A 25,199-nucleotide genomic window follows, 5' to 3' on the forward strand; every position below is an offset into this window, starting at 1 on the left:
CGGAAAGTGGCGACTCACGAGTACCCACAAGAGTGTCCACAGGCTGGGGACATGTGGACAACTGCGGCTCGAGGCGGGAGCCCACGGAGGTCACGATGAGGTCTCCACGTCACGCACAGCTGGGGAGAACCCTGTGGACAACTGTGGACGAGGGGTCGTCGATCGGGGCGGACCGTGCTCGACGGGGGGTGTCGACGGGCCACCTGCAGAGCAGCGAGGCTCAGCCGACCTGCTGCTTGATGCGGTTGGTCAGCTCGGTGACCTGGTTGTAGATCGCTCGTCGCTCGCCCATGAGCTCACGGATCTTGCGCTCGGCGTGCATGACCGTCGTGTGGTCGCGCCCGCCGAACTGATCGCCGATCTTGGGCAGCGACATGTCGGTGAGCTCGCGGCAAAGGTACATCGCGATCTGGCGTGCCGTGACGAGCAGGCGGGTGCGTGAGGCACTCTGCAGGTCCTCGATGCTCAGCCCGAAGTAGTCGGCCGTCTGCGCCATGATCGTCGCGCTCGAGATCTCGCTGGACTGCTCGTTGGGGATCAGGTCCTTCAGCACGATCTGGGCCAGGCCGATGTCGACCGGCTGCCGGTTGAGGCTGGCGAAGGCCGTGACGCGGATCAGGGCGCCCTCGAGCTCTCGGATGTTGGTGCTGATCCGGCTGGCGATGAACTCCAGGACGTCGGCCGGGACCGACAGCTTTTCCTGGATGGCCTTCTTGCGCAGGATCGCGATCCGGGTCTCGAGGTCGGGCGGTTGCACGTCGGTGAGCAGACCCCACTCGAAGCGGCTGCGCATGCGCTCCTCGAAGCCGGACAGCAGCTTTGGGGGCACGTCCGAGGTGATGACGACCTGCTTGTTGGCGTTGTGCAGGGTGTTGAAGGTGTGGAAGAACTCTTCCTGGGTCTGCATCTTGCCCTGGAGGAACTGGATGTCGTCGATGAGCAGGACGTCGACATCGCGGTACCGGCGCTGGAAGTTGGCGGCCTTGTCGTCGCGGATGCTGTTGATGAAGTCGTTGGTGAACTCCTCGGAGTTCACGTACCGCACCTTGACGTGGGGGTAGAGGCTGCGCGCGTAGTGGCCGATCGCGTGGAGCAGGTGGGTCTTGCCCAACCCGGACTCCCCGTAGATGAAGAGCGGGTTGTAGGCCTTGGCCGGCGCCTCGGCCACGGCGACCGCTGCGGCGTGGGCGAAGCGGTTGCTCGCCCCGATGACGAAGGTGTCGAAGATGTACTTGGGGTTGAGCCGGGTGAGCTCCACCTGCTCGGGCTCGGGGCGGCCGCGACGCGAGCGGACCGGGACCGGCTCGGGGTCCTCGTCGACCAGGCCGTCGTCTCGATCCTCCACCGGCAGGGTCGAGGAGAGTCCCTGCGGGCGTGGTCGGCGGGGGGTGTCGTGCCCGAGGGCGACGTGCTGCGGGTCCAGGCCGTCGGGGTCCAGGCCGTCGGTCGGCGGGATTGAGTCACCATCGGCCAGGTCGGGATCGACGGTGACCGCCAGGCGGATCGGGCGCCCCAGCTGGTCGGACAGGGCTTGGGTGACGTGTCGACGCAGGCGCTGCTCGACGAAGTTCTTGGAGAAGTCGTCCGGGACCGCGATCAACGCGGTGTCGTCGAGCAGTCCGACGAGGCGGGCCATGCTGAGGAAGGCTCTGCGGGTGACCGGGACGCCATCGGCGTCCAAGGACTCGAGGGTCGTGCGCCACACCTCACTGAAGTCGACCGCGTCGGCCACTGGGCGCACACCTCAAATTCCTGCGGCTCGGGGCCGATCGGGTCACTCTGACAACAGTCATCCTGCACCCTCGAAGCAGTCATCCACAAAGTTGTCCACAGTCTGTGGGTAGAGATGGGGGGCAGGTGGTGAAGGCTGACGTTAACAACACCATCGGGTCCCGGCAACCCGGCCCGACCGGCAATCCATGAGCAATCGGCGTGTCGGCTTTGCATCCTGCTCGGCCAGTGGAAGCGTGGCCCGATTGGCATCCCATCGGAGCGAGGGCTCCGTGGTTTGACCTCGTGAGCGGCTGTCCCGTACCTTGGACGTCGGCCTGTCGGCCGCTTTCGCATGCCCATGATCCAGCCGGACTCGTCCGGTGTCCAGACGTGGGCTTCCGATCGTGGCCGAAGATGGCCGTCGACTTCAGCACCGGGTCCGCCAGGGCCCACAGATCATCGGAGACCGCACATGAGCAAGCGCACCTTCCAGCCGAACAACCGTCGCCGCGCCAAGACGCACGGCTTCCGCCTGCGCATGCGCACCCGCGCCGGCCGGTCCATCCTGGCCAACCGCCGGGCCAAGGGCCGCGGCAAGATCTCCGCCTGACGAGCCGACGGTGCTGCCCGCGCGGCACCGCCTGACGGACCGCGCGGACTTCGCGGCAACCATCCGGGGACGAGGCGCTCGGCGCCACGGTTCCAGGCTGCTCGTGGTTCATGCCCGTGTGGCGGACGCGACTCAGACCGACGTCCGGGGAGACTCCTCCCCGCGCGTCGGTCTCGTTGTGTCCAAAGCGGTGGGCAATGCCGTGACGCGGACCCGGGTCAAGAGGCGCCTGCGGGCGCAGGCCGCGCCGATCCTGGGGAGTTTGCCAGCCGGCACGGACCTCGTGGTGCGGGCCAACCCGACGGCTGCCGACGCGACGAGCGACGAGCTCGGTGCGGCCCTGCGGCACTGCCTGCGTCACCTGCTCGTTGGTGACGTGACATGAAGATCCTCGCGCTGCCCCTCGTATGGCTCGTCCGCGGCTACCAGCTCCTGGTCTCGCCGATGCTGCCGCAGACCTGTCGCTACTTCCCCAGCTGCTCGGCGTACGGAGTGACCGCTCTGCAGCGGTTCGGTCTCGTCCGTGGCGCCTATCTGACCGTGCATCGCCTTGTGCGGTGCAACCCCTGGTCCGCCGGGGGCATCGACCACGTGCCCGAGACGTGGGCGCAGCGCGGCTCGCCTGATCTGGCCCGCCCCCGCTTCGCCGACATCGCGGCGTACGACGACGGCGTCGACACCGACGTCACCGACCGAAGGACGTTCACCACGTGAGCTTCAGCGACATCATCTACCCCTTCGAGTGGCTCGTCGCCTGGATCATGTATCTGTGGCACGGTGCCTTGACGACGATCGGTCTCCCGGAGGCCAGTGGTTGGACGTGGACCCTGTCCATCGTCGGACTCGTCCTCGTGATGCGGGCAGCGCTCATCCCGCTCTTCGTCAAGCAGATTCACGCCTCACGCAAGATGCAGCTGATCCAGCCCGAGATGGCCAAGATCCAGGCCAAGTACAAGGGCAAGAACGACCCCGACTCCCGTCAGAAGATGACGGAAGAGACGATGGCGCTCTACAAGGACAGCGGGACCAACCCCTTCGCCTCCTGCCTGCCGATCATCGCCCAGATGCCGTTCTTCTTCGGCCTCTTCCGGGTGCTCAACAACCTCGACGAGATCGGGTCTGGTGCCCGTGGTGGCATCGGACCGATCACCCAGCAGGTTGCCGCCCAGGCGGAGTCGTCCTCGATCTTCGGCGCCCCGCTGTCCGCCCAGTTCCTGGGTACCGACGGTGGTCTGAGCGTCAAGATCGTCACGGTCACGCTGATCATCCTGATGTCGCTGACCACCTTCACGACGCAGTACCAGCTGATGCGCAAGAACATGCCGGCTGCGGCGTTGGAAGGTCAGTTCGCCCAGCAGCAGAAGATCATGCTGTATCTCTTCCCGATCATCTTCGCGGTCTCTGGTGTGTACTTCCCGATCGGTGTCCTCATCTACTGGTTCACGACCAACCTGTGGACCATGTGCCAGCAGTTCTACGTGATCCGTCGCATGCCTGCGCCCGGGTCGGCGGCCGAGAAGGCGATGCAGGACCGTCGGCGCAAGGCCGGCAAGTCGCTGGACACCCCCGAGGAGACGCGCGAGCGGGCCCATGACGCGGAGATGGCCGAGGAGCTGCAGTCCAAGGGAGTCATCTCGGGCCAGCGCCAGCAGCCGACGTCCAAGAAGCGCGCGAAGAAGAAGGGCGGCACGCCGCCGAAGTCAGGTCCGGCCTCAGCCGTCGACGAGCAGAAGCCCACGACCGACAACTGACCTCGGCCGTCCCACGTGGACAGCCGCCCGCCACACGCAGGAGAAGCCATGACTGACAACCCCACGCCAGAGGCTGCCCCGGAGCACGATGCCCCGGAGCAGGACGCTCAGGAGCAGGAGAGCGGCGCCCCCGAGACGAGCCAGCCTCGCAAGACGCGTCGCCAGCTCCTGGAGCGGGAAGGGGAGGTCGCAGCCGATTTCCTCGAGACCCTCCTCGACATCGCCGACCTCGACGGGGACATCGACCTCGACATCGACGGCGACCGTGCCGCGGTCGCCGTCGTCGACTCGGACGAGGGTCGGGTTCCGCGCCGCCTCGTCGGGCAGGACGGCAAGGTGCTCGAGGCGCTCCAGGAGCTCACTCGCCTGGCCGTCCAGTCCGCCACGGGTGACCGCAGTCGCCTCATGCTGGATGTCGCCGGCCACCGCGCGGCTCGCCGGGCAGAGCTCGTCGAGATCGCTGGTCGTGCCATCGCGTCGGTGAAGGAGAGTGGCGAGTCCGTGGACCTCGAGCCGATGAGCGCCTTCGAGCGCAAGGTCGTCCACGACGCGGTCCTGGCCGCTGGCCTGGTGTCCGACTCCTCCGGGACGGAGCCGCGACGGTTCGTCGTCGTCCACCCCGCCGACAACGGGGACGACGCCGAGGACGCCGCCGGAGACGGCGACGATGCGCGCGCGCAGGACAGCACCGCGCCGCAGGACGCGCCGGAGGGTGCGTGACGACCGTCCCCGTTTCACGTGAAACGCTGGGGTCATGACTGCTGAGATCCCGCTGGCACCGCAAGGCGCCCACCGACTCTTCGGTGGGCGCCTTGCCCATGCCGAGGCCTTCACCGCGATCCTCGCCGACACCGGAGTCAGCCACGGGCTGATCGGACCGCGAGAGGTCCCCATCCTCTGGGAGCGTCACGTCCTCAACTGCGCCGTGATCGAGGACGCCTTCGAGGCGGACGCCCGTGTGGTCGACGTCGGCTCCGGCGCCGGGCTCCCCGGCATCGCAGTGGCCATCGCACGCCCCGATCTGGACATCCACCTCGTCGAGCCGATGCTTCGCCGGACCGAGTGGCTGACGACCACCGTCGAGGACCTGGGGCTGGACAACGTCACCGTCCACCGCGGGCGGGCGGAGGAGTTCCACGACGTGCTGCAGGCCCGTTACGTCACCGCCAGGGCGGTCGCGCGTCTCGACAAGCTGGCCCGTTGGTGCCTGCCCCTGGTCACGCCCGGCGGCAGCATGATCGCGATGAAGGGCCGTGCCGCCGCAGAGGAGCTCGAGTCCGCGACGAAGGTGCTGCGACGGCTCGGTGTCACGAGCAGCCGCGTCACGCCGCACGGTGATGGGCTTGTGGATGAGCCGACGCTCACTGTGGACAGCGTCAAGGCGTCGAGCTGACGGGTGGGCGATCTCGTCGGCCCCAGTTCGCGGAGAAGTCGGCCGTTTCACGTGAAACGGCCACGCCACACGGGTCACCGGTTTCACGTGAAACATGACGAAGTTGTCCACCGTCAGTTGGGGACAACGCGTGGACCGGGACCAGTCGGAGCGCTCCCGGCGCCTGACGCAGTCGTGCGGAGGCGCCCGCTTTTGGCGTGTCGGCCCGCAGTGGGGTTGTATGGCGGGGCTCGTCGTCCAACAGGAGGAATGTCTCGGTGACACCAGCACGATCCGTAGCCTCGGGTGTCGGGTGGCCTGCCCTGCCGCCGGTGCCCACGAGTGCACCCATCGGCTGGCTGGGCGTCCGCCCGACGGTCGCACCCGTAGCCCTGACGCAGGCGCACGACGCCGCGGCTGCCGAGTCCTCCCCGGGTGAGGCCACAGCGGCCCCAGCCCCTGTCGACCCGCCCCACGTGGAGGATGAACCCCAGATGCCCGAGCCCCTGACTGCCACGGCGGTCCCAGCGCAACCAGACGCGGAGACCCAGGGCGCAGTGGTCGAGGAGGTGCCGCCCTCACTGCCACGACCGGCGCAGTCGCGCATCATGACCGTGTCCAACCAGAAGGGCGGCGTGGGCAAGACCACGACAGCAGTCAATGTCGCCGCAGCCCTGGCCCAGAGCGGTCTGCGGGTGCTGCTGATCGACACCGACCCCCAGGGCAATGCGAGCACCGCGCTCAACATCGACCACCGAGCCGACGTGTCGAGCATCTACGACGTGCTCGTGGACGGCATGCCGATCTCCGAGGCCATGCAGGCATGCCCGGACGTCGACAACCTGTGGTGCGTCCCGGCCACGATCGACCTTGCGGGTGCAGAGATCGAGCTCGTGTCGCTCGTGGCACGCGAGAGCCGCATGGCCAAGGCCCTCGATGCATGGATGCGCGAACGTGCCTCGGCCGGGGAGCCGCGGATCGACTACGTGATCATCGACTGCCCGCCGAGCCTGGGCCTGCTCACGGTCAACGCCTTCGTCGCTGCGCAGGAGGTGCTCATCCCGATCCAGTGCGAGTACTACGCGCTCGAGGGCCTGAGCCAGCTGCTCAACAACATCACGCTCATCAAGACGCACCTCAACCCGGACCTGCACGTCTCGACCATCCTGCTGACGATGTACGACGCACGCACGCGCCTCTCGGCGCAGGTGGCCACCGAGGTGCGCGAGCACTTCGCCGCCCAGGTCCTCGACACCACGGTTCCTCGATCGGTCCGGGTGTCAGAGGCCCCGAGCCACGGACAGACCGTCATCACCTATGACCCGCAGAGCACCGGCGCGCGATGCTACCTGGACGCAGCCGCTGAGATCGCCCACCGTGGCGTCGAGACGAAGGATGAAGCATGAGTGAGAAGCGACGGGGCCTCGGCCGCGGTCTGGGCGCCCTGATCCCCGAGTCGGGCGGCGCGCCGCGGCTCGAGCGGCCGGTCGACGTGTTCTTCCGCGACCAGGATCGGCCTGCGGCGGTTCCCAACACGGCGGCCGGGATGCTGGCCGACGCGGCGGCATCGGGCGCGACGTCTGCGGCTCCCCGTGCGGATGGGACGACGTCGACGACACCGGCGGGAGCGTCCGCGGAACCCGAGCAGGACGTGACCGCGACCGACGAGGAACTCGCCGCAGTCCCCGGAGCAACCTTCGCAGAGGTCCCCGTCTCCGCGATCCGGCCCAACCCCAAGCAGCCACGGACCGTCTTCGACGAGGACGACATGGCCGAGCTCGTGCACTCGATCCAGGAGATCGGGGTGCTGCAACCGATCGTCGTGCGCCGTCTCGACGGCGTCGACGGCGTGGACTTCGAGCTCATCATGGGCGAGCGTCGCTGGCGGGCGAGCAAGGCGGCCGGCAACGAGACCGTGCCGGCCATCATCAAGGCGACCGAGGACGACGCGCTCCTGCGGGACGCGCTGCTGGAGAACCTCCACAGGAGCAACCTCAACGTCCTCGAGGAGGCTGCCGCCTACCGACAGCTGCTCGACGACTTCGGCTGCAGCCAGGAGGAGCTGGCCGGGCGCATCGGTCGCTCCCGACCGCAGATCTCCAACACCCTCCGGCTGCTGCGCCTGCCTCCGCTCGTCGCGAGGCGAGTCGCCGCGGGAGTGCTGAGCGCTGGTCACGCGCGCGCGCTGCTCACCCTGGAGGACGGCGGTCAGATGGAGCGCCTTGCCCAGCGCATCGTCGCCGAGGGCCTGTCCGTGCGCACGGTGGAGGAGATCGTCGCCCTGGGCATGGACCCCGAGAAGGAGCGACGGGCCGCTCCCCGGGCCGGGAAGCACCACCCCCAGCTCGACGACCTCGCCGGCCGGATCAGCGACCGCCTCGACACGCGCGTCAAGATCAATCTGGGGCAACGCAAGGGGCGGATGACGATCGAGTTCGCCTCGATGGAGGACCTCCACCGGGTCCTCGGCCAGATGGGCGTCGACGCAGACGAGTCCTGACGGCGGCGGGAGCTGCCTCGGGAGCCGGCATGCAAGAGGCCGCGTGGTGAAGGGATCTCTCTTCGACCACGCGGCCTCTTGCCGATCAGCCACACCAATTACGTTGTGGCGCAGGGGAACTCAGCCGATGAAGGGCTCGAGCTCCTTGACGATCTTGGGCTTCGGGAGCGCGCCGACGATGGTCTTGACGACCTCGCCGCCCTGGAAGACGTACATCGACGGGATCGAGGTGATGCCGTAACGACCGGTCGTCTGCGGGTTGGCGTCGGTGTCGAGCTTGACGATCTTCAGCTTGCCCTCGTACTGCCCGGAGAGCTCTTCGAGCACGGGCGCGACCGCGCGGCACGGGCCGCACCAGGTGGCCCAGAAGTCGACGAGGACGGGGACGTCACTGTTGAGGACGTCCTGCTCGAAGGTTGCATCGGTGGTCGGTGTGGTGGCCATGTGGTTGTCTCCTTGGGTGGTCTCGGGTGGGGTGGTCAGCGGGCGCCGACGGTGCCGGCGACGGGGTTGTCCTGCGCGGTGAGGGCCTGGTCCTCCGCAGGAGAGCCAGCCTCCTCGCGGGCAGCGAGCCAGCGCTCGGCGTCGAGTGCAGCGGAGCACCCGGAGCCGGCGGCGGTGATCGCCTGACGGTAGGTGTGGTCGACGAGGTCGCCTGCGGCGAAGACCCCGTCGAGGTTGGTGCGCGAGGAGCGGCCGTCGACGAGGACGTAGCCCTCGTCGTCGAGGTCGACGACACCCTTGACGAGCTCGTTGCGCGGGTCGTGCCCGATGGCGACGAAGAGGCCGGTGGCCTCGATCTCGCGGGTCTCGCCGGTGACGATGTCGCGCAGGGTCACGCCGGTGACCTTGTCCTCCCCATGGATCGCAGCGACCTCGCTGTTCCACGCGAAGCGGATCTTGGCGTTGCTGTGGGCGCGGTCGGCCATGATCTTGCTGGCGCGCAGCTCGTCCCGGCGGTGGACGATGGTCACCGAGCGGGCGAACTTCGTCAGGAAGGTGGCCTCCTCGACGGCGGAGTCACCGCCGCCGACGACGATGATGTCCTGCTCGCGGAAGAAGAAGCCGTCACACGTCGCACACCAGCTGACGCCGTGGCCCGAGAGGCGCTTCTCGTCGGGCAGCCCGAGCTCGCGGTAGGCCGAGCCCATCGCGAGGATGACGGAGTGTGCGCGGTGGGTGTTGCCCTCGCCGTCGGTGACGACCTTGACCGGACCCTCGAGCTCGACGGCGGTGACGTCGTCGGTGACGATCTCGGTGCCGAAGCGCTCGGCCTGGGCGCGCATGTTGAGCATGAGGTCGGGCCCCATGACCCCCTCGGTGAAGCCGGGGAAGTTCTCGACGTCGGTGGTGTTCATCAGGGCCCCGCCGGCCGTGACCGAGCCCTCGAACATCAGCGGCTCGAGGTTGGCACGGGCGGCGTAGACGGCCGCGGTGTAGCCCGCCGGGCCGGAACCGATGATGATGACGTTGCGGATGTCGGAGCTGGCGTCGGCCACGAGGTGAGTCCTTGGATCGGTGGTGGCGCGGCAGGGCGCGCACGGTCTGACGATGTCAACGTCATCGTAGGGCCGTCTGTTCCATGGGTGTCGAGGACACCCGGGAGGTCACGAGGTGGGGACACTGACGGGGTCGGGCCAGATGGGCTCGCAGCCGGAGGTGACCGCCCAGGCCAGCGAGGGCCCCTCGGGGAGCGTCTCGGCGATGAGCAGCAGCCCGTCCTTGCCGTCGAATCGCGCCACGTCGATCACGACGGCCTGCATCTGCGGTTGGCCCAGACGCGCGAGGCAGTCGGTCGCGCCGGCTGCGGTCGTCATGGTGCCGAGGGCCTTGTCATCGGTGTTGCGCGGGAACTCGGTGGGGTTGTCGAGCAGCTTGGCGGCGCCGTCGGCGAGGCTCGCCTGGCTGTAGTCGGCCCCGCTGGCCGTGATGGCGAAGGCCGGGACCTCGCTGTCGGCCGATGGCGCGGCGGCGCCTGCCGAGCTCTGGTCGGTCGTCTGCTGCGCCCGGCTCTCGCTCTGGGCGGCTGCGTCGGAGGCCCCGCTGTCGGTGCCGGCGTTCTTCAGCATGAGACCGCCCACGCCCAGGGCGACCACGGTCGCGGCGGCTGCCCCGAGGATCCAGGGTGCCACCGGTCGGCGACGGCGAAGGGGGGATCGGCCCGGCTCGTCCATGGCCCCCCAGAAGCCGGACTCGTGCCCGGCGTCGTCGGTGGCCGCGTCGTCGGTCGTGCCGCCGCGTGCGGCGTGCTCGTCCGCGAGGCTGGCGCGGATGCGGTCGTTGAGGTCGGCGGGCATGGGTCCGCTCTCCTTGAGGCTCGCGAGTAGATGACGCATGCCCGTGGGGTCCTGTTGGTCAGTCATGGCCACCTCCCTGGGGGTTGGTCTGGCCTGATGTGTCTGACGAGTCGGAGGGCCCGGAGGTTCCCTCGGCGTCGAACCCCGCGCCGCGCAGGGCGCGCCCGATGGCCTCACGCCCGCGTGAGCAGCGGGACTTGACGGTGCCCCGGGGGACGTCGAGGATCTGGGCGGCCTCGGCGACCGGGACGGCGTGCATGTCGACGAGCACGAGGGCCAGGCGCTGGGCCTCGGGGAGCTTGTGGAGGGCCTCGTGGACCGCCATCCGGGTGTCGACCCGACCGGTCGCGTCGGGCGTGGCGGGGGCGAGCCGGATGACGTCGTCGGTGAGCTCGCTCGTGGGCCGTACCCGCCGTGTCAGGTCGATGCAGGCGTTGACGATGATCCGGTGCAGCCAGGTCGTGACCGCGGCCTCGCCCCGGTAGGTGTCGGCCCGTCGGAAGGCCGAGATGAATCCGTCCTGCACGGCCTCGGCCGCCAGCTCTCGGTCGCCGCAGACACCGACGGCCACGGCCCACATGCGGTCACGGTGCCGTCGGTAGACCTCACCGAAGGCATCGGGGTCGCCCTCGGCGTGCCGGCGCATCAGGGCCCGGTCGTCGTCCTCGGTGACGGGGGGAGTCGTCACGACCGGGCTCAGCGGACGGCGATCTCGCCGAGCGCGGCGCGGAATCGTCCGTCGTCGCTCGACGCGAGGGAGGTGAACCAGACCGTCACGAACTGGCCGGTGACCTCGGAGGACGGAGTCAGGACGATCTGGCCGCTGCGACCCTCGGTCTTGCCGATCTCCGTGCCCGAGCTGGCAGCCTGGTCGCCCGCGTAGACGGTCGCGTTGGACGTGGTGGGCAGGTCGAGGGTGACCGAGCTGATCTTCTGGGCCTGCCCGAGGTCGACGGTGATGCCGACGCCCTGCTTGACGCCACCGAAGCTCTCGCTGTTGTAGCCCTCGGTCGTCCAGCTGGTCGAGGGGTCGCCGTCGTAGACGCGCGGGACCTCGGCGTTGTGCTCGGCGCCGTCGCCGGGCGGCGGGTCGAAGCCGGCGGCGTTGATGATGCCCAGCGGCTCACCCGTGCCGTCGCTGCCAGCGTCGGAGGTCGACTCGGTCGTCTGAGCCGCCGTGGTCTCGTCGCCACCAAGGATCTTGCCCAGGTCGCTGCCGGAGCCGATGCGGGAGGTGCCGAGGGCCCCGAGGAGGCACGCCAGGAGCACGAAGCCCGTCATGAGCATCATCACGAAGTTGGCCTGGCTGCGGCTCGGCGGGGCACCGGCCTCGGCCGGCAGCAGCGGGGCAGGAGGCTCGATCTCGGCGGTGGCCGGTGCGGAGCCCAGGGAGGTGCGGGTGCGCTGGTCGGCGCGGATGGCCTCACGTCGGGCGCGGGCGTCGTGGATGGCCTCCTTGGACCGGTCGCCGGCCGTCCGGGCAGCCTTGCCGAGGCGATCGCCGATGACCTTGCCACCGGTCCCGACGGCCGCTGCTGCTGCCGCCGCTGCAGCAGCAGCAGTGGCGGTGCGGCCGTGCTGGTCGTCGCCAGCGGTGGCGCGGTCCTCGTCACCCGCATCGGGGTGCGGCGAGGACCCCGTGGCGGGTGCTGCTCGGTGGCTGCCCCCGCGTCCGCCCGGGGTGATGACGACCGTGTGCCGGCCGTCGTCGTCGAGCACGATCGGCCGGGTGACCTGGTCGTCATCGGCGTCCACGGCCGTGGCCAGCGACGCGTCACCGGGTTCGCTGGTCCCGCTGGTCCCGCTGGTCCCGGCAGCGGTCGAGGCTGCGCTGACGGGCACGCGCTCGGTGGGCGCCTCGCCGGCGCTCGTCGGGCTGGTGCGCACGGCACCTGCGAGCGGGATGCGAGACCAGGGTGCGATCTGGGCGGCGTAGTCACCGGGCGAGTCCGGCCCGGTGCCGTCGGTGAGCGTCTCGCGGCAGATCGTGTCGAGGTCACCCGGCACGGCGACGGCCAGGTGCGAAGGGGGTTGGACCCGCCCGTGCTCGCGGGGAGCGGCGGGCAGGGTCGTGGTGCCGTCGAGGGGCCAGGTCGCGGTGAGACCGGCGTAGGCGAGGGCCACGATGCTCTGGGCGTCGTCGCGGTCGGCCTCGGCGCCCTCGGTCTCGATGCCGGCGAGCGCTGCGGTCGTGGCGAGGCCGCGGACCTTGACGCGGCCGTCGCTGGTCAGCTGGACGATCTCGGGCGTGAGGGCGAGGTGGTGCAGCCCTCGGGCGCGGGCCGCCTCGACACCGGTGGCGACCTCACCGGTGATGCGGCGTACCTCCTCGGCGGGCAGGCCGTCGGTGCCGATGGCCGCGGCATAGGTGCGGGCCCCGTCGAGGGCGTCCTCGGCGATCCAGGCGAGGTCTCCCTCGCCACCGACGTCGAGGATGCGCACGAGCTGGGCGGCCTCGACCCCGGCCGCGCGTCGGGCTGCGTCGAGGGCCGCCGCCGTGGTGTCGGCGTCAGCGGGCATGACGAGCAGGGTCACGTCGCGATCGAGCGTCGTGTCCCTGGCCGCCCAGCGTTCGCCGCCCGGGATCTCTTCGATCCGGGATTCGACCGTGTAGCGACCGAGCTCGGTCCCCGGGTTTACCCCGTGCACGCTGTCCCTCTCGTCGGTGGATGTCTGCCGCGCCATCCTAGGTCCCCGAGCCGGTGGAGGCCGGGAGCCGGGCGCGGGGCGCGTCAGCCTCGCCTGAGGCGGCGGGCGAAGGGCTCGAGCGTCTCGGTGACCTCGGTGACCCGCAGCCGCGCGGCGATCGCGATGCTCAGGACGAGCACGACGAGGCCGACGACCGTGGTGAGGACGACGGAGCCGATCCACGTGCTGCCGTCGACGACCTGGCCCAGCCCGCGCAGGACGACCCACCCGACGGCGGTCCCGACGAGGGTGGCCAGACCCAGTCGGACGAAGGTGCGCACGACCCGGGTGAGCCCGAGGCTGCCGAGGCGGCGACGGAGCAGCCACAGGCCCAGGACGGCAGCGACCACGTTGGACACCGTCTGGCCCAGACCGACCCAGGTCGCGGCGTGTGCGGGGGGACCGACGCTGCCGATGATGGTGAAGGTCACCGCGACGGCCGTCACGAGCAGCTGGAGGAGGAAGGGGGTGCGGCCGTCCTCGTAGGCGTAGTAGGCCCGCTGGACGAGGAAGAACCAGCCGTACGGCACGAGGCCGAGCATCATCGCGACGAGGACACCGACGGAGGCGTCGACCTGGACGCGCGGGATGCCGGGCAGGACCGCCGCGAGCAGGTAGGGCGCGACGAGCAGGATGGCCGCGGTGCCCGGCAGGAGGAGGACGCCCGGCATCGTCAACCCGCGCCGGAGGTCGGCCGTCACGGCTGGCGTGTCGCCGTCGTGGGCGGCGTGGGAGATCCGGGTGAAGAGGGCCGTCACGAGCGAGACCGTGATGATGCCGTGCGGCAGCATGAAGAGGAGGAAGGCGTTGGCGTAGGCGGTCAGGCCAGCGCCCTCGACGCCCTGGGCCTCGGCAGCGTGCAGCGCCCCGGTGAGGACCCGCGAGTTGACGAGGTAGGCCAGCTGACCCACGGCCACCGCGCCGAAGGCCCACATCGCCATCCGGGAGGCACCCCGCAGGCCGCTGCCGCGCAGCCCCCAGACGGGGCGGAAGCGCAGACCGATCCCGCGCAGTGCCGGGATGAGCGCGAAGGCCTGCAGCGCGATCGACAGGGTTGCCGAGCCGCCGAGCACGGCGATCATCGTCGGGTCCCACGAGGAGACGGACCCCTGCAGGGGTCGGTCGGAGAAGACGAACCACAGCAGGCCGCCGATGGCCACGACATTGGCCAGGGCCGGGGCCCACATGAAGGCGCCGAAGCGGTGGTGCGCGGTGAGGACCTGCCCCAGGAGGGTGTAGAGACCGTAGAAGAAGACCTGCGGCAGGCACAGCACCGCGAAGGCCGTCGCGAGGGTGCGGGCCTCGGGCGGCCAGCTGCTCGAGACGACGAGAGAGATGAGGAGGGGTGCGGCCAGGGTCAGGAGCAGCGTGATGACGGCCAGCGCGGTCACGGCCAGCGTGAGGAGGCGGTTGATGTAGGTCTGGCCGCCGTCGTGGTCGCGCATGGCCCGCGTGATCTGCGGGACGATCACCGCGTTGAGCACGCCACCGGCGATCAGCAGGTGGAAGATGTTGGGCAGGGTGTTGGCGGCGTTCCACGCGTCGGCGGCGATGATCGTCAGGCCGACGACGTAGGCCGTCAGGCTGTTGCGGGCGAACCCCAGCACCCGCGAGAAGAGCGTCCCGGCCGCCATGATCGCGCTCGAGCGCCCGATGTCGGGGCTGGGTCGATCGCCGGTGCGCTCGCCCAGGACCTCATCGGGGGTGGCGGCCTCGCTCATGCCTCACGGTCCTCGGGGTCGTCGGTCGTGGAGGTCGCCTCAGGTGCGCGGCGACCGCCCCGCACGGTACGCCACGTCCCGGCCGCCAGGAGGAGCAGCGCGGCGCCCCCGATGACGCGGTAGATCCACGCGCCGGTCGGGCGCACCTTGACGTGGAGGGTGGCCGGGGCGGCGATCTCCTCCCCGTTCGGACTCGCGACGCTCACCTGGACCGGTACCTGACCGGCGGCCAGGGCGGTGGCGTTGACCGTCACGGTGTGGCGGCCGTCCGGTCCGATCGTCACGGGGTCCGGGTCACCGTCGATGCGCAGCGACGGACTGTCCGGCACGAGCCGGACGACGAGATTGGACAGCTGGACGTCGGTCCGGTTGACGATCGTGATCTGCAGCCGCCCGGTGTCGGCGAAGAAGTTGACGTCTCCCGAGGAGACCTGGAGGTCGTCCTCGGCGAGGGTCACCTCGGTGGTGAGCTGCTTGTGGAGGATGCTGTAGGCCGGGAGATCCGATCGCCACCGGGTGGACATCAGCTGACGGATCGCCAGCGTCATCTCCCGCCGCCAGCTGGGACCGTCGGCGCGTACGGAGGCGAAGGTGAGCATCGCCTCGGTGTCGTTGATGAGGTCCGCCGCGCGCTGGCTGGTGAGGACTGCAGGGAGGGGAGGATCCCCCTTCGTCGCCGCCTGGATCTGGGACCCGGTGCGTGGGGTGCGCTCCGGTGCGGCCGCCGCGACGTCGTCGTCGAGGAGAGTGGTCAGGTCCCCCTCGGTGAGCCAGGGGATGGCTCCCGTGGAGTTCCTGAGCCGCTCCCAGGCCTCGGGGTCAGGGGTCGCACCCCGGTCGGGGACGATGACGAGCGTGCGGGAGGTGCCGGCGCGTTCGCCGAGGACGGATGCCGTCTCGGCGACGAGCTGCTGACGGGCCAGGAGTACGTCGTCGGCGGAGCCCAGCCCCTCGACGAGGCTGGAGAGCGGGCCGTCGCGCACGACCAGCGGCGTGCCGCCCGTGGTGCGGGTGGCGCCGGCGGGGGTGAAGACCCCGGGGGCGAGGCTCGAGTCGGGTACGAGGAGCGTCGAGTCACCGCCGGGACGCAAGGCGTCCAGCGCCGTCGCCCGCTGCTGGGTGGCGAGACCGTCGGCCGGCCACAGCACGTCGCTGCGGGCGCCGAGCTGCTGGGCGACCGAGACCCCTTCCTTGACCCGGTCACGGACGAGACGGCGGGCAGGGGCGGACCCGGCGCCGGCCGCGACATCGGCGTCCGCGTCGGGCAGGACGAGTGTCTGCGGTCCGACGAGCTGGTCGCGCAGCGCGCTCGCGCGCTCGCTGCGCACCGTGCGCTCGGCCGTGCTGATGCCGCTGTCGGGGGCGTCCTGCGGCGCGTCGACCAGGGTGGGGTCGAGCAGCCAGGCCTCGTCCCGCGCCGGGGGCGTCGCGGTCAGGGCCGCCAGGCGGGAGTCGTCGCCGACCGCAGCCTCCCAGGCCTTGTCCCGATCGGCGCCACGGTTGTCGAAGAGGCGTCGGTCGGGCGGCAGGAGGAGCGGGATGCCCCAGAGCAGGCGTAGCGGGACGTACTCCTTGCGCCGGTGCACCCCGATGAAGGTGTGCACCGCGGTGCCGGCGGCCTGGATGCTCACCCAGGCGGCGCCCGCGGACTGGCCAGGGATCAGCTCGGTCGCGTCCACGCTGAGGACGAAGGGGGTCGACCCCCCGGCCGGTACGTCCTTCAGGGTCGTGCTGTCGACGGCCGTGCCGTCGATCGGGGTGCTGTCGCGGGTCCACTCGGCGATGTCGGACCGACGGGGTCCGGCGTCCTCGGGGACGAGCGAGACCTTGGGCCGGGTGAGGGTGCTGGTGCCGGGGTTGGTCAGGGTGCCCCGGACGGTCGCGCTCTCGTCGCCATCGACGACGGTCGTGATCGAGGTGATCGTCAGCTCGGCGTCACTCGCGTCAGCGGCCATGGACGCCGGGTCCGCGGCGGACGGGAGTGCAGCGACGGGGAGCAGGACGAGCAGCGCGAGCAGCAGGCTCGCGGTGGCCGCGCTCAGGCGTCGCCGGCGAGCCGCTGCCACGCCTCCCTCGCGATGCGTCGTTCGTTGGGGAAGGTCAGGTGCCTGGGCGCGTCCTGCAGGGACAGCCAGGCGACGTCGACGGCCTCGTGGTCGGGGTCGTTGTCGATCGTCAGGTACCCGCCGATGGCCTCGAGCAGGTAGTGGTGGACGAACTTGTGGATCCTGCGGTCGGGCGTGGCGAACCAGTAGTCGATGGTGCCGAGCTCGACGAGGACCCTGGCCTCGATGCCGGTCTCCTCGGCCACCTCGCGGGCGGCCGTCTCGACGAGCGTCTCCTCGCCCTCGATGTGGCCCTTGGGCAGGCACCACTCGAGCCGTCCCGCGCGGTTGCGGCGGGCGATGACGGCGATCCGGGCCTCCCCTTCGTGCACGTCGACCACGACGCCACCCGCGCTGCGCTCCTCGACCGCAGGCAGACGGCGCTGCGGTCCGGAGGCGGGAGCGGGGTGACTCATGTGGTCACTGTAGCCATCCGCTCCGGGAGGACTCTGGGGTGCGTGGATGGCCCCCCACCCCGTACGCAGGTTCGACGCGCGTGACCCCCGCGACATTCGACGTGCGTGACGCCCGCGACTGCCCTACCGTCGAGTAGCTCGACAACGAGGTCGGGCCACGCGTCGACGACGACGCCAGAGACCGGGAGTCCCCATGAAGCAGATCCAGCGACGTCTCCTCGCCGCGGCCGGAGCGGCCGCGCTGACCCTCACGGTCGCGGGAGTGGGCCCTGCCGGCGCCGCGACGCAGACCGAGGCCGTCACCGGCCCCTACCAGCTGAACTTCAGCACGGCGTTGCTGTACGGCGGCATCCACCCCGACGCCCAGCCGCGGGGAGCCAATGACTGGGGCTGCACCCCCAAGGCCGGCACCCAGCCGGTCGTCCTCGTGCACGGCACCTATGCCAACCAGTACAACTCCTTCGCCCGGATGGCGCCGGAGCTCACCTGGGCGGGCTACTGCGTCTACTCCTTCAACTACGGGACCGACGGGACGGACGCCGCGGCCCAGCTCCCGGGGGTCTACGGCACCACGGGGCTGTCCGGCAACGGCGACGAGCTCGCCGCCTTCGCCGCGACCGTCCGCGAGCGCACGGGCTTCGACAAGGTCGACATGGTCGGGTGGTCGCAGGGCGGCACGATCATCACCGACGTGCTCAAGAAGCACGGTGGTGCGGGTGTCGACGACGTCGTGACGTTCGGCGCGTCCCACCACGGCACGACCGTGTCGGGGCTCTCGACGATCGCCGGTGTGGTCGGCGTGACCGACCTCACCAGGGCCGGGCTCGGCCAGGCGGCCGTCGACCAGCTTCGGGGCTCGGACTACCTCACCGCGCTCACCGCCGACGGCGACACGGTGCCGGGAGTCGACTACACGGTCGTCGCGTCCCGTTACGACGAGGTGGTCACGCCCTACAGCAGCACCTTCCTCGAGGCGGGTCCCGGCGCGACGGTCCGCAACATCACCCTCCAGGACGGCTGCGGCATCGACTTCAGCGACCACCTGTCGATGACCGCGAGCCCCCGGCTGATCGACATCACGAAGCGGGCGCTGGACCCCCAGGGCAGGGGTTATCTGCGCTGTCTGCCCAACGCTCCGATCCTCTGATCCGCTGAGCGTGCGGCGGTCCATCCCGTGGGGGGTGGGCCGCCGTCGTGCGCTCCGGCGCACCCCGCCACCGCGTAACCTTGGGCCCCATGTCCTCCCCCGCTCTGCCTCCCGAGATCCTGCGTGCTGCGGTGGCCCACCTGGCGCCGTTGCTCCCGGTGCTCACCGAGCTCGGCGACCGGTTCGCCGCGGGTGGGCACGAGCTGGCACTGGTGGGGGGTCCGGTCCGGGACGCCTTCCTGGCCCGCACGAGCGGTGACCTGGACTTCACGACCTCCGCATCCCCCGAGGAGACGGAGGCGATCCTCGCGGACTGGGGCGACGCCCACTGGGACATGGGCCGCGAGTTCGGCACGATCGGTGCGCGCAAGGGAGCGGACACGGTCGAGGTGACGACCTACCGGGCCGACGCCTACGACGGCACGACCCGCAAGCCGGTCGTGGCCTTCGGCGACAACCTGCAGGACGACCTCGTGCGGCGCGACTTCACCGTCAACGCCATGGCCCTGCGCCTGCCCGACCTCGACCTGGTCGACCCGTACGGGGGCGTCATCGACCTCGCGGCGCGGCGGTTGCGCACGCCGTCGGCTCCCGAGGTCTCCTTCAGCGACGACCCGCTGCGGATGATGCGGGCTGCCCGCTTCGTCGCCCAGCTGGGCCTGGTGCCCGCACCCGAGGTCCTCACGGCGATGACCGAGGCTGCCGGCACCCTGCAGATCGTCTCGGCGGAGCGCATCCGCGACGAGCTGGTCAAGCTCGTCCTCGGCGAGGACCCGGTCGCTGGCCTGAGGGTCCTCGTGGACACCGGTCTGGCCGACCAGATGCTGCCGGAGCTGCCCGCCCTTCGCCTGGAGATCGACGAGCACCACCGCCACAAGGACGTCTACGAGCACTCGCTGACGGTGCTGGAGCAGGCCATCGACCTCGAGGGTGTCCCCGGACCGGGGTCCGACGAGCAGGACCACCCGGTCCCGCGACCCGACCTGGTCCTGCGGCTGGCCGCGCTGCTCCACGACATCGGCAAGCCACGCACCCGTCGCTTCGAGGACAAGGGGGGTGTCTCCTTCCACCACCACGACGTCGTCGGCGCCAAGCTGGCGGCCAAGCGCCTGAAGGCACTGCGCTTCGACAAGGCGACGACGCAGTCGGTGGCCCGGCTCGTCGAGCTGCACCTGCGCTTCCACGGGTACGGCGACGGGCAGTGGAGCGACTCGGCCGTCCGCCGTTATGTCACCGACGCCGGCCCGCACCTGCAGCGCCTGCACCGACTCACCCGGGCGGACTGCACGACCCGCAACCAGCGCAAGGCCACCCGGCTGCGGCGCGCGTACGACGACCTCGAGGTCCGCATCGACGAGCTGCTCGAGCAGGAGGAGCTGGGCAAGGTCCGGCCCGACCTCGACGGCAACGAGATCGCCGAGGTCCTCGGCATCGCCCCCGGACCCGTCCTCGGTGAGGCCTACCGTCACCTGCTGCAGGTCCGTCTCGACGAAGGCCCGCTCGACAAGCAGGAGGCTGCGCGGCGGTTGCGCACGTGGTGGGCCGCTCGCGACTGACCGGTCGGGCCGCTGAAGTGGCAGGCACGGGAGGGGAGTGCTACCCATCGCGCAGCCCGGGCCCCCGCCCTACGTTGGTCCCAGTTGTGCACCACACCGCCTCACGACCCCCCAGGGAGACCGTCCATGAGCCTCGACCAAGGGATGGACCCCGGGCGCGTCCGGCAGATCGCCAGCGGGCTCGACTCCGAGGTCATCCGCCTCGGTGAGATCGTCGCTGCCGGGACGACGAGCGCCGACGTCCTGGTCTCCAACTGGGACGGTCCCGACGGCCAGGAGCTGATCGTGCGCTGGCGCAGCCAGGCCGCCAAGCAGATCGGTGCCGCCACCGAGCTGCTTCGAGAGACGGCCAGGGAGCTGCGTCGCCAGGCCGATCAGCAGGACGCAGCCTCCAACGGCACCGGCCCGGGTGGCGGTGGCGGTGGCGGCCACGGTGGCAGCTCCGGAGGAGGAGGCGGTGGCGGCCGGAGCGGCGGGCGCGGTCAGGGACAGGACGGCCCGGCCAACGACGGCCGGTGGCCCGACGGGCCCCCGGACGGGTACGACATCCTCGGCCGTGACCCCGACTCCGTCGGCGTGCGCACCAACCGCGGGGACGACAACACCCAGCACCACTACGACCCGCTCACCGGCAAGACGTGGCAGGAGGCGGAGGACGGCAGCTGGCGCAACGGCCAGGACGTCTTCGGCAACGAGACCGTGTCGAGGACCGACACCACCGACCACGGCAACGGCTGGGAGAGCTCGCACGAGAGCACCCGCGGCCAGGCCGGTCGAGGCGAGTGGGGTGACTCGTGGTCGACCGAGCGGTCCTTCGACAACGAGGTCGCCTCCAACACGCAGGCGATCCTCGACAACGTCCAGAGCGAGCCGATCGTCGAGCAGGAGCTGTGGGACGTCTCGGGGCACGACGCCGTCGCCGAGGCGCACGCTGGCGATGACCGGACCGGGGCCAGCGCGGAGTTCCTCTCCTACGACGCCTCGACGGACGGCTCGATGGGCATCGATGCCACCCGAGGCGCCTACATCGAGGCCAATGCCGAGGCCGGGGCCTACCTGGGCCGGGCCGAGGCCCACTGGACCGGCGACCACGGCACCACCGCGCAGGCGGAGGCCATGGTCGGCGCCGAGGGCCAGGCCAACGCCGGAGCCCAGCTCGGACCCGCAGGGGCGCAGGTCGCGGCCGGCTTCGAGGCCTTCGCCGGTGGCCGGGTCGAGGGTGGCTTCAGCCAGGACCTGGGACCGGCCGACGTCGGTGCGTCCGGCTCGCTCTCGTACGGCATCGGCGCCCACGCCGACGCCAGCGCCGAGGTGTCCATGGACCGGGTCGGCGTCTCCTTCGACATCGGGGCGACGCTCGGGGTCGGCGCCTCCTTGTCCCTCGACGTCTCCGTCTCGCCCAACGAGATCGTCGACGGCCTCGCCGACGTGGGCGAGGCGCTCGAGGACTCCCCGATCAACCCAGGCAACTGGTGGTGACCCCCCTTCGACCCGGGATGGCAGGCTGGGCCCCAGACCACGGCCGCCGCCCCCGAACCCACAGGAGCGCAGCATGACCCAGATCAGCTATCCCAGCGAGGTCGTCCCCGGCCCCCCACGCATGACCCTCGACATGCCCGAGGGCTGGACCCAGGTCTGGGCCCCGGACACGCTCATCGCGATCCGCGACGGGGCCCAGGGCGCCGACCACTTCCTGGCCAATGTCGTCGTCCGCTTCTACCAGCGGCTGGCTCCCTTCGGTCCCGACGAGATCCACGCCGAGCTCGGCGAGTACGTCGCCCAGCGACGTGAGGGGACGCTCGGGGTCCTCAAGCACCAGGAGGTCGGTGGGCGCGAGTTCGTCGGCGCCGACCTCGCCTTCGTCGACGGCGAGGCCGGGACCGTGGGGCAGGTCCACTGGTTCACCGCGCAGAAGAGCAACGACGTCCTCGACGTCGTCCAGATCACCGGGTCGTACGCCGGCGCGCGCAAGGAGACGGATTACGGCACGATCGACGGCGTCGTCGACTCCCTTCGCATCAATCCCTGAGAGTGCCCCCCACATGCCACAGCTGACGTACCCGAGCGAGATCTTCCCCGGACCGCCGGGCGTGACCATCGATGTGCCCGCCACGTGGGGACCGGTCCGCGTCGGCGGCACCCTGCTCGCCTGCCGACGGATCGCCAGTGATCACGGCTTCGCGCCCAATGTCGTCATCCGGGGATTCCAGCGCACATCCGACTTCACGATGCGCCACGCCTTGGAGGAGCTGCGCGGGTTCGTCGCCCAGCAGCAGGAGGGCAGCGTCGACGAGCCCTTCGAGCTCGAGCTGGGGGACGTCCCCTTCGTCGGGGTCAATGTCTCGTGGGTGGACCCGCAGATCGGCACGATCGTGCAGATCCACCTCTTCGCCGGATCGCGAAGGGGGCGGGTCGTCGACCTGCTGCAGGCCACCGGGTCGGTCGGCGGCAATGACGCGCAGAGCGCCTATGCCGAGGTCCAGCAGGTGCTCCGGACGATCCGGGCCACCGCGTGAGCGCCGTGGCCGGCCACGACGAGCTGCCGGGACTGGTGCTGCGGGTGGGCGCCGCGACCGACACCGGTCGGGTGCGCTCCCTCAACGAGGACTCCGCGCTCGCCGAGGGTGGGATCTTCGTGGTCGCCGACGGGATGGGTGGCCACGCTGCGGGCGAGGTCGCCAGCGGCATCGTCGTCGAGACGATGCGGGAGCTCGCCACGCGCAACGAGCTGACCGCCGACGACATCACCCGGCAGCTGGTCCTGGCCAACCAGCGGATCCTCGCGGCCGTCGACGCCCACCCCGAGGACAAGGGCATGGGCACGACCGCGACCGGTCTGGCCCTGGTCACCGCGGGCGGCGCCGACCACTGGGCCGTCTTCAACGTCGGCGACTCCCGGGTCTACCGCTCCATCGGCGGGATCCTCACCCAGGTGACGGTCGACCACTCCGAGGTCCAGGAGCTCGTCGAGGCGGGAGTCATCACGCGGGAGGAGGCCCGGGTCCACCCGGCTCGCAATGTCGTGACCCGCTCGCTCGGGACCGACTACGCCTATCAGCCCGATGTCTGGGTTCTCCCGCCCTACGCCGGGGAGCGCTTCGTCATCTGCAGCGACGGACTGACCAACGAGCTCCCCGACGAGCGCGTGCGTGAGATCCTGCACCAGCACCCCGAGCCCCAGATCGCGGCCGAGGAGCTCGTCCGGGCAGCGGTCGAGGCCGGGGGGCGTGACAATGTCACCGTGGTCGTCGTCAACCTCGACGGCGCCATGGGTGAGGACCTGTCGGTGACCAGCCCGCGGGCATCGGGCGAGGACACCGCGCCCCGGCGACAGCTGAGCGACAAGGAGTGACCATGCAGACGAGGATCGAGAGCCGCGAGGGCTGGATCGAGATCGCCCGTGACGGGATCCACCTGCTGGCGAAGGGGGATGACTCCCTCGCCGCTCGGCTGGAGGCCGCCCTGGCGGGCGCCGACGGTGACGACCCCACCGACGTGGTGACCGACGAGCTGAGCACCGGGGGGATCCGTCGCACGCCCGACTTCGCCCTCGTCGACGAGACCTCCGGTCGGGTCCTCGTGCGCGGCGCGGCCTCGGTGGCCGTGACGCGCACCGATGGCAGCACGCAGACGGTGAGCGCGCCGGCCCGCGGTCCGTGGGCCGACGAGGACCTCGAGGGCGACGTCGCCGATGTCGTCCTCGGGACCGGTGAGCCCGAGACCGCCGCCGAGCCTGCGGCGATCGAGGCGGAGCCGGAGACAGCGCGGGAGCCGGAGACGACCGTCGAGGCCGAGGCACTGGAGCCCGCCGACGCCGTCGAGGCCCCCGCCCCCGAGACCCCCGCCGAGCCCGGAGCGACTGGGCTCCAGTCGGGTGCGACCGGCTGGGCGATGCCCTCGGTCTTCGGTCGCGACACGCAGGCAGGACCGGAGCAGGCCACGCCGGCGCCCACCGACGAGGCGCCCACCGACCAGGTGCCCGTCGAGGAGGCCGAGGTCATCGAGACACCGGCTCCGGCTGGCCAGGACCTCGTCGCGGACCAGCCGCAGGATGGCGCAGCACCGGACGCCGCGCCGATGGACGATGCCCTCGATGCCCCGAGCGACGATGACGACGAGCTGCCGAGCTTCGACTTCCTCTTCGGCAACACCCAGCACCACCGCAGCTCGCTGCTGGCCGCCTCCGCGGCAGATGCCTCGCAGGACGCGCCCATCGACTCCGGCCCCGTCGCCGCGGCAGGTGGGTTCCAGCCGAGCGAGGACCCGGCCGGTGCCACCCTGGCCCCGCCGAGCGAGGAGGACGGGCACCCGGAGCCGACGCCGTCCGGCCCCACCGTGGCGGACCACTCCGGTGGGCTGCCGCCGATGCCGGGCAGCGCCCCCTTCGTCGAGGAGCCCGACCAGGACCACCCCGACGACCAGCCCGCAGCACCGGTCGCCGGCGGGGGACCCGCTCGCGTGCAGGCGGCCCGTGACGACGCGCCGGGGCACGAGCCCGGAGGCGGTCGTCCGCAGTTCGCGGACGGGCACCTCGTCGGCTCGCGGGTCCCGCAGGCAGCCCCCAGCAGCGGCACCCCCAGCAGCGGCACCCCCAGCAGCGGCACCCCGAGCACCCAGACCCCGGGCACGTCCAGCCCGGTGGGCGACAGCGGTCCCTCACCGGCCACGTCCGAGGCCGACGACTCCTCGGGAGTGATCTCGTCGGTGCCCTGGGGCGCGGGCGCAGCCCCGGTGGCCGGACCCGTGGCGAGTGCGCCGGGCATGCCCTTCGGGCTGCCGGCGCTGCCGACTCCCGACGCGGGGGCGGCGCAGACTGCCGACCCCGAGCCCGCGGCGGCCGAGGGGGCGGAGGGTGACGGACCCATGGTGCTGTCGGTCAGGTGCTCCTCGGGTCACCACAACGCGCCGCACGCGACCCGGTGCCGGGTGTGCGGCCAGGACCTGCCGTCGCAGCAGCCGGAGCCGACCCCGCGCCCCGCGCTGGGCCAGCTGCGTCTGTCCACCGGTGATGTCGTGACCCTCGATCGCGGGGTGCTCATCGGTCGGGCGCCGCGTGCCGCCGATACCGGCGCGGGCTCACCGCACCTCGTGCGCATCTCCAGCCCGGACAACGAGATCTCCCGCAACCACGTCGAGATCGTGCTCGACGGCTGGCACGTGCTGGTGCGCGACCTCGGCTCGACCAACGGCACGACCGTGGCCCTGCCGGGGTCCTCCCCGATCCGGGTGCGCCCCGGCGACCAGCAGACCATCGAGCCGGGCACGACCATCACCCTCGCCGACCAGGTCTCCATGGTCTTCGAAGTCACGGGATGATGCCTGA

At 71.1% G+C, this 25,199-nt stretch carries 24 protein-coding genes; 15 read left to right on the top strand and 9 right to left on the bottom strand.

All coding sequences use genetic code 11. The features are described from left to right. Positions 1-220 precede the first annotated feature (220 nt). On the bottom strand, positions 221-1,732 hold the full coding sequence (dnaA, locus tag EXU32_RS15460) for a chromosomal replication initiator protein DnaA (RefSeq protein WP_130630711.1): 1,512 nt from the start codon (positions 1,730-1,732) through the stop codon (positions 221-223). Positions 1,733-2,185: 453 nt separating this feature from the next. On the opposite strand from dnaA, the gene rpmH reads away from it, so the two are divergent. From rpmH to EXU32_RS15500, 8 genes are all read left to right on the top strand, one after another. Continuing rightward, entirely contained in the window at positions 2,186-2,323 is a 138-nt protein-coding gene (gene rpmH, locus EXU32_RS15465) for a 50S ribosomal protein L34 (protein ID WP_055991292.1), read from the top strand. A gap of 10 nt (positions 2,324-2,333) precedes the next feature. Further along, positions 2,334-2,708, top strand: a complete 375-nt coding sequence (gene rnpA / locus EXU32_RS15470) for a ribonuclease P protein component (RefSeq protein WP_130630712.1) — start codon at positions 2,334-2,336, stop codon at positions 2,706-2,708. Then, on the top strand, positions 2,705-3,037 hold the full coding sequence (gene yidD / locus EXU32_RS15475) for a membrane protein insertion efficiency factor YidD (RefSeq protein WP_207233823.1): 333 nt from the start codon (positions 2,705-2,707) through the stop codon (positions 3,035-3,037). Before rnpA ends, yidD begins: the two co-directional genes overlap by 4 nt. Beyond that, positions 3,034-4,074: a membrane protein insertase YidC gene (yidC, locus tag EXU32_RS15480; protein ID WP_130630713.1), complete on the top strand. Its 1,041-nt coding sequence runs from the start codon at positions 3,034-3,036 to the stop codon at positions 4,072-4,074. Before yidD ends, yidC begins: the two co-directional genes overlap by 4 nt. Positions 4,075-4,122: 48 nt before the next feature. After that, on the top strand, positions 4,123-4,794 hold the full coding sequence (locus EXU32_RS15485; protein WP_242612815.1) for a protein jag: 672 nt from the start codon (positions 4,123-4,125) through the stop codon (positions 4,792-4,794). Between the two features lie 34 nt (positions 4,795-4,828). Beyond that, positions 4,829-5,467, top strand: a complete 639-nt coding sequence (gene rsmG, locus EXU32_RS15490) for a 16S rRNA (guanine(527)-N(7))-methyltransferase RsmG (RefSeq protein ID WP_130630714.1) — start codon at positions 4,829-4,831, stop codon at positions 5,465-5,467. Positions 5,468-5,940: 473 nt separating this feature from the next. Beyond that, positions 5,941-6,852 carry a ParA family protein gene (locus tag EXU32_RS15495; protein WP_130630715.1) on the top strand — a complete coding sequence of 304 codons (912 nt, stop codon included), beginning with the start codon at positions 5,941-5,943 and terminating at the stop codon, positions 6,850-6,852. Continuing rightward, on the top strand, positions 6,849-7,946 hold the full coding sequence (locus EXU32_RS15500; RefSeq protein ID WP_130630716.1) for a ParB/RepB/Spo0J family partition protein: 1,098 nt from the start codon (positions 6,849-6,851) through the stop codon (positions 7,944-7,946). The genes EXU32_RS15495 and EXU32_RS15500 overlap by 4 nt, the downstream gene beginning before the upstream one ends. A 120-nt stretch (positions 7,947-8,066) precedes the next feature. Here the strand turns inward: EXU32_RS15500 and trxA are convergent, their stop codons facing one another. The 8 genes from trxA to EXU32_RS15540 form a co-directional block, all read right to left on the bottom strand. Beyond that, positions 8,067-8,390, bottom strand: a complete 324-nt coding sequence (trxA, locus tag EXU32_RS15505; RefSeq protein WP_130630717.1) for a thioredoxin — start codon at positions 8,388-8,390, stop codon at positions 8,067-8,069. Positions 8,391-8,425: 35 nt separating this feature from the next. Next, a complete protein-coding gene (trxB, locus tag EXU32_RS15510) occupies positions 8,426-9,445 on the bottom strand; it encodes a thioredoxin-disulfide reductase (RefSeq protein WP_130630718.1) in 1,020 nt (339 codons plus the stop codon). Positions 9,446-9,553: 108 nt separating this feature from the next. After that, positions 9,554-10,309, bottom strand: coding sequence for a hypothetical protein (locus EXU32_RS15515; protein WP_130630719.1), 756 nt, complete (start codon positions 10,307-10,309; stop codon positions 9,554-9,556). Then, positions 10,302-10,931, bottom strand: coding sequence for an RNA polymerase sigma factor SigM (sigM, locus tag EXU32_RS15520; protein WP_130630720.1), 630 nt, complete (start codon positions 10,929-10,931; stop codon positions 10,302-10,304). The genes EXU32_RS15515 and sigM overlap by 8 nt, the downstream gene beginning before the upstream one ends. Positions 10,932-10,939: 8 nt before the next feature. Beyond that, the gene (locus EXU32_RS15525; protein ID WP_130630721.1) at positions 10,940-12,928 is read right to left on the bottom strand and encodes a hypothetical protein; all 1,989 of its coding nucleotides are present in this window, start codon (positions 12,926-12,928) and stop codon (positions 10,940-10,942) included. Positions 12,929-12,975: 47 nt separating this feature from the next. Continuing rightward, positions 12,976-14,652, bottom strand: a complete 1,677-nt coding sequence (murJ, locus tag EXU32_RS15530) for a murein biosynthesis integral membrane protein MurJ (protein ID WP_130630722.1) — start codon at positions 14,650-14,652, stop codon at positions 12,976-12,978. Then, positions 14,649-16,718 carry a DUF6049 family protein gene (locus EXU32_RS15535; RefSeq protein WP_130630723.1) on the bottom strand — a complete coding sequence of 690 codons (2,070 nt, stop codon included), beginning with the start codon at positions 16,716-16,718 and terminating at the stop codon, positions 14,649-14,651. The genes murJ and EXU32_RS15535 overlap by 4 nt, the downstream gene beginning before the upstream one ends. Further along, positions 16,691-17,173 (bottom strand): NUDIX hydrolase, encoded by a 483-nt coding sequence (locus EXU32_RS15540; protein ID WP_130630724.1) that lies wholly within the window; start codon positions 17,171-17,173, stop codon positions 16,691-16,693. The genes EXU32_RS15535 and EXU32_RS15540 overlap by 28 nt, the downstream gene beginning before the upstream one ends. A 193-nt stretch (positions 17,174-17,366) precedes the next feature. Here EXU32_RS15540 and EXU32_RS15545 point away from each other — a divergent pair, with 193 nt between their 5' ends. From EXU32_RS15545 to EXU32_RS15575, 7 genes are all read left to right on the top strand, one after another. Next, positions 17,367-18,320 (top strand): esterase/lipase family protein, encoded by a 954-nt coding sequence (locus tag EXU32_RS15545; RefSeq protein WP_130630725.1) that lies wholly within the window; start codon positions 17,367-17,369, stop codon positions 18,318-18,320. Between the two features lie 89 nt (positions 18,321-18,409). Then, positions 18,410-19,876 carry a CCA tRNA nucleotidyltransferase gene (locus tag EXU32_RS15550; RefSeq protein WP_130630726.1) on the top strand — a complete coding sequence of 489 codons (1,467 nt, stop codon included), beginning with the start codon at positions 18,410-18,412 and terminating at the stop codon, positions 19,874-19,876. Between the two features lie 126 nt (positions 19,877-20,002). Next, the gene (locus EXU32_RS15555; RefSeq protein ID WP_130630727.1) at positions 20,003-21,355 is read left to right on the top strand and encodes a hypothetical protein; all 1,353 of its coding nucleotides are present in this window, start codon (positions 20,003-20,005) and stop codon (positions 21,353-21,355) included. Between the two features lie 73 nt (positions 21,356-21,428). Continuing rightward, positions 21,429-21,905 carry a hypothetical protein gene (locus EXU32_RS15560; RefSeq protein ID WP_130630728.1) on the top strand — a complete coding sequence of 159 codons (477 nt, stop codon included), beginning with the start codon at positions 21,429-21,431 and terminating at the stop codon, positions 21,903-21,905. 13 nt (positions 21,906-21,918) lie between these two features. Then, positions 21,919-22,392, top strand: coding sequence for a hypothetical protein (locus EXU32_RS15565; RefSeq protein WP_130630729.1), 474 nt, complete (start codon positions 21,919-21,921; stop codon positions 22,390-22,392). Further along, positions 22,389-23,228, top strand: coding sequence for a PP2C family protein-serine/threonine phosphatase (locus tag EXU32_RS15570; protein WP_242612816.1), 840 nt, complete (start codon positions 22,389-22,391; stop codon positions 23,226-23,228). The genes EXU32_RS15565 and EXU32_RS15570 overlap by 4 nt, the downstream gene beginning before the upstream one ends. Positions 23,229-23,230: 2 nt before the next feature. Beyond that, positions 23,231-25,192, top strand: a complete 1,962-nt coding sequence (locus EXU32_RS15575) for an FHA domain-containing protein (RefSeq protein ID WP_130630730.1) — start codon at positions 23,231-23,233, stop codon at positions 25,190-25,192. The last annotated feature ends 7 nt before the right edge of the window (positions 25,193-25,199 follow it).

This window comes from Janibacter limosus, assembly GCF_004295485.1.
Classification (GTDB): Bacteria; Actinomycetota; Actinomycetes; order Actinomycetales; family Dermatophilaceae; genus Janibacter; species Janibacter limosus_A.

Bases quoted from the DNA above. Each gene is read 5' to 3' on its own strand.
- rpmH (WP_055991292.1), top strand. From the start codon at position 2,186: ATGAGCAAGCGCACCTTCCAGCCGAACAACCGTCGCCGCGCCAAGACG.
- yidD (WP_207233823.1), top strand. From the start codon at position 2,705: ATGAAGATCCTCGCGCTGCCCCTCGTATGGCTCGTCCGCGGCTACCAG.
- EXU32_RS15485 (WP_242612815.1), top strand. From the start codon at position 4,123: ATGACTGACAACCCCACGCCAGAGGCTGCCCCGGAGCACGATGCCCCG.
- rsmG (WP_130630714.1), top strand. From the start codon at position 4,829: ATGACTGCTGAGATCCCGCTGGCACCGCAAGGCGCCCACCGACTCTTC.
- EXU32_RS15495 (WP_130630715.1), top strand. From the start codon at position 5,941: ATGCCCGAGCCCCTGACTGCCACGGCGGTCCCAGCGCAACCAGACGCG.
- EXU32_RS15500 (WP_130630716.1), top strand. From the start codon at position 6,849: ATGAGTGAGAAGCGACGGGGCCTCGGCCGCGGTCTGGGCGCCCTGATC.
- trxA (WP_130630717.1), bottom strand. From the start codon at position 8,390: ATGGCCACCACACCGACCACCGATGCAACCTTCGAGCAGGACGTCCTC.
- EXU32_RS15515 (WP_130630719.1), bottom strand. From the start codon at position 10,309: ATGACTGACCAACAGGACCCCACGGGCATGCGTCATCTACTCGCGAGC.
- EXU32_RS15525 (WP_130630721.1), bottom strand. From the start codon at position 12,928: ATGGCGCGGCAGACATCCACCGACGAGAGGGACAGCGTGCACGGGGTA.
- murJ (WP_130630722.1), bottom strand. From the start codon at position 14,652: ATGAGCGAGGCCGCCACCCCCGATGAGGTCCTGGGCGAGCGCACCGGC.
- EXU32_RS15540 (WP_130630724.1), bottom strand. From the start codon at position 17,173: ATGAGTCACCCCGCTCCCGCCTCCGGACCGCAGCGCCGTCTGCCTGCG.
- EXU32_RS15545 (WP_130630725.1), top strand. From the start codon at position 17,367: ATGAAGCAGATCCAGCGACGTCTCCTCGCCGCGGCCGGAGCGGCCGCG.
- EXU32_RS15550 (WP_130630726.1), top strand. From the start codon at position 18,410: ATGTCCTCCCCCGCTCTGCCTCCCGAGATCCTGCGTGCTGCGGTGGCC.
- EXU32_RS15555 (WP_130630727.1), top strand. From the start codon at position 20,003: ATGAGCCTCGACCAAGGGATGGACCCCGGGCGCGTCCGGCAGATCGCC.
- EXU32_RS15560 (WP_130630728.1), top strand. From the start codon at position 21,429: ATGACCCAGATCAGCTATCCCAGCGAGGTCGTCCCCGGCCCCCCACGC.
- EXU32_RS15565 (WP_130630729.1), top strand. From the start codon at position 21,919: ATGCCACAGCTGACGTACCCGAGCGAGATCTTCCCCGGACCGCCGGGC.
- EXU32_RS15575 (WP_130630730.1), top strand. From the start codon at position 23,231: ATGCAGACGAGGATCGAGAGCCGCGAGGGCTGGATCGAGATCGCCCGT.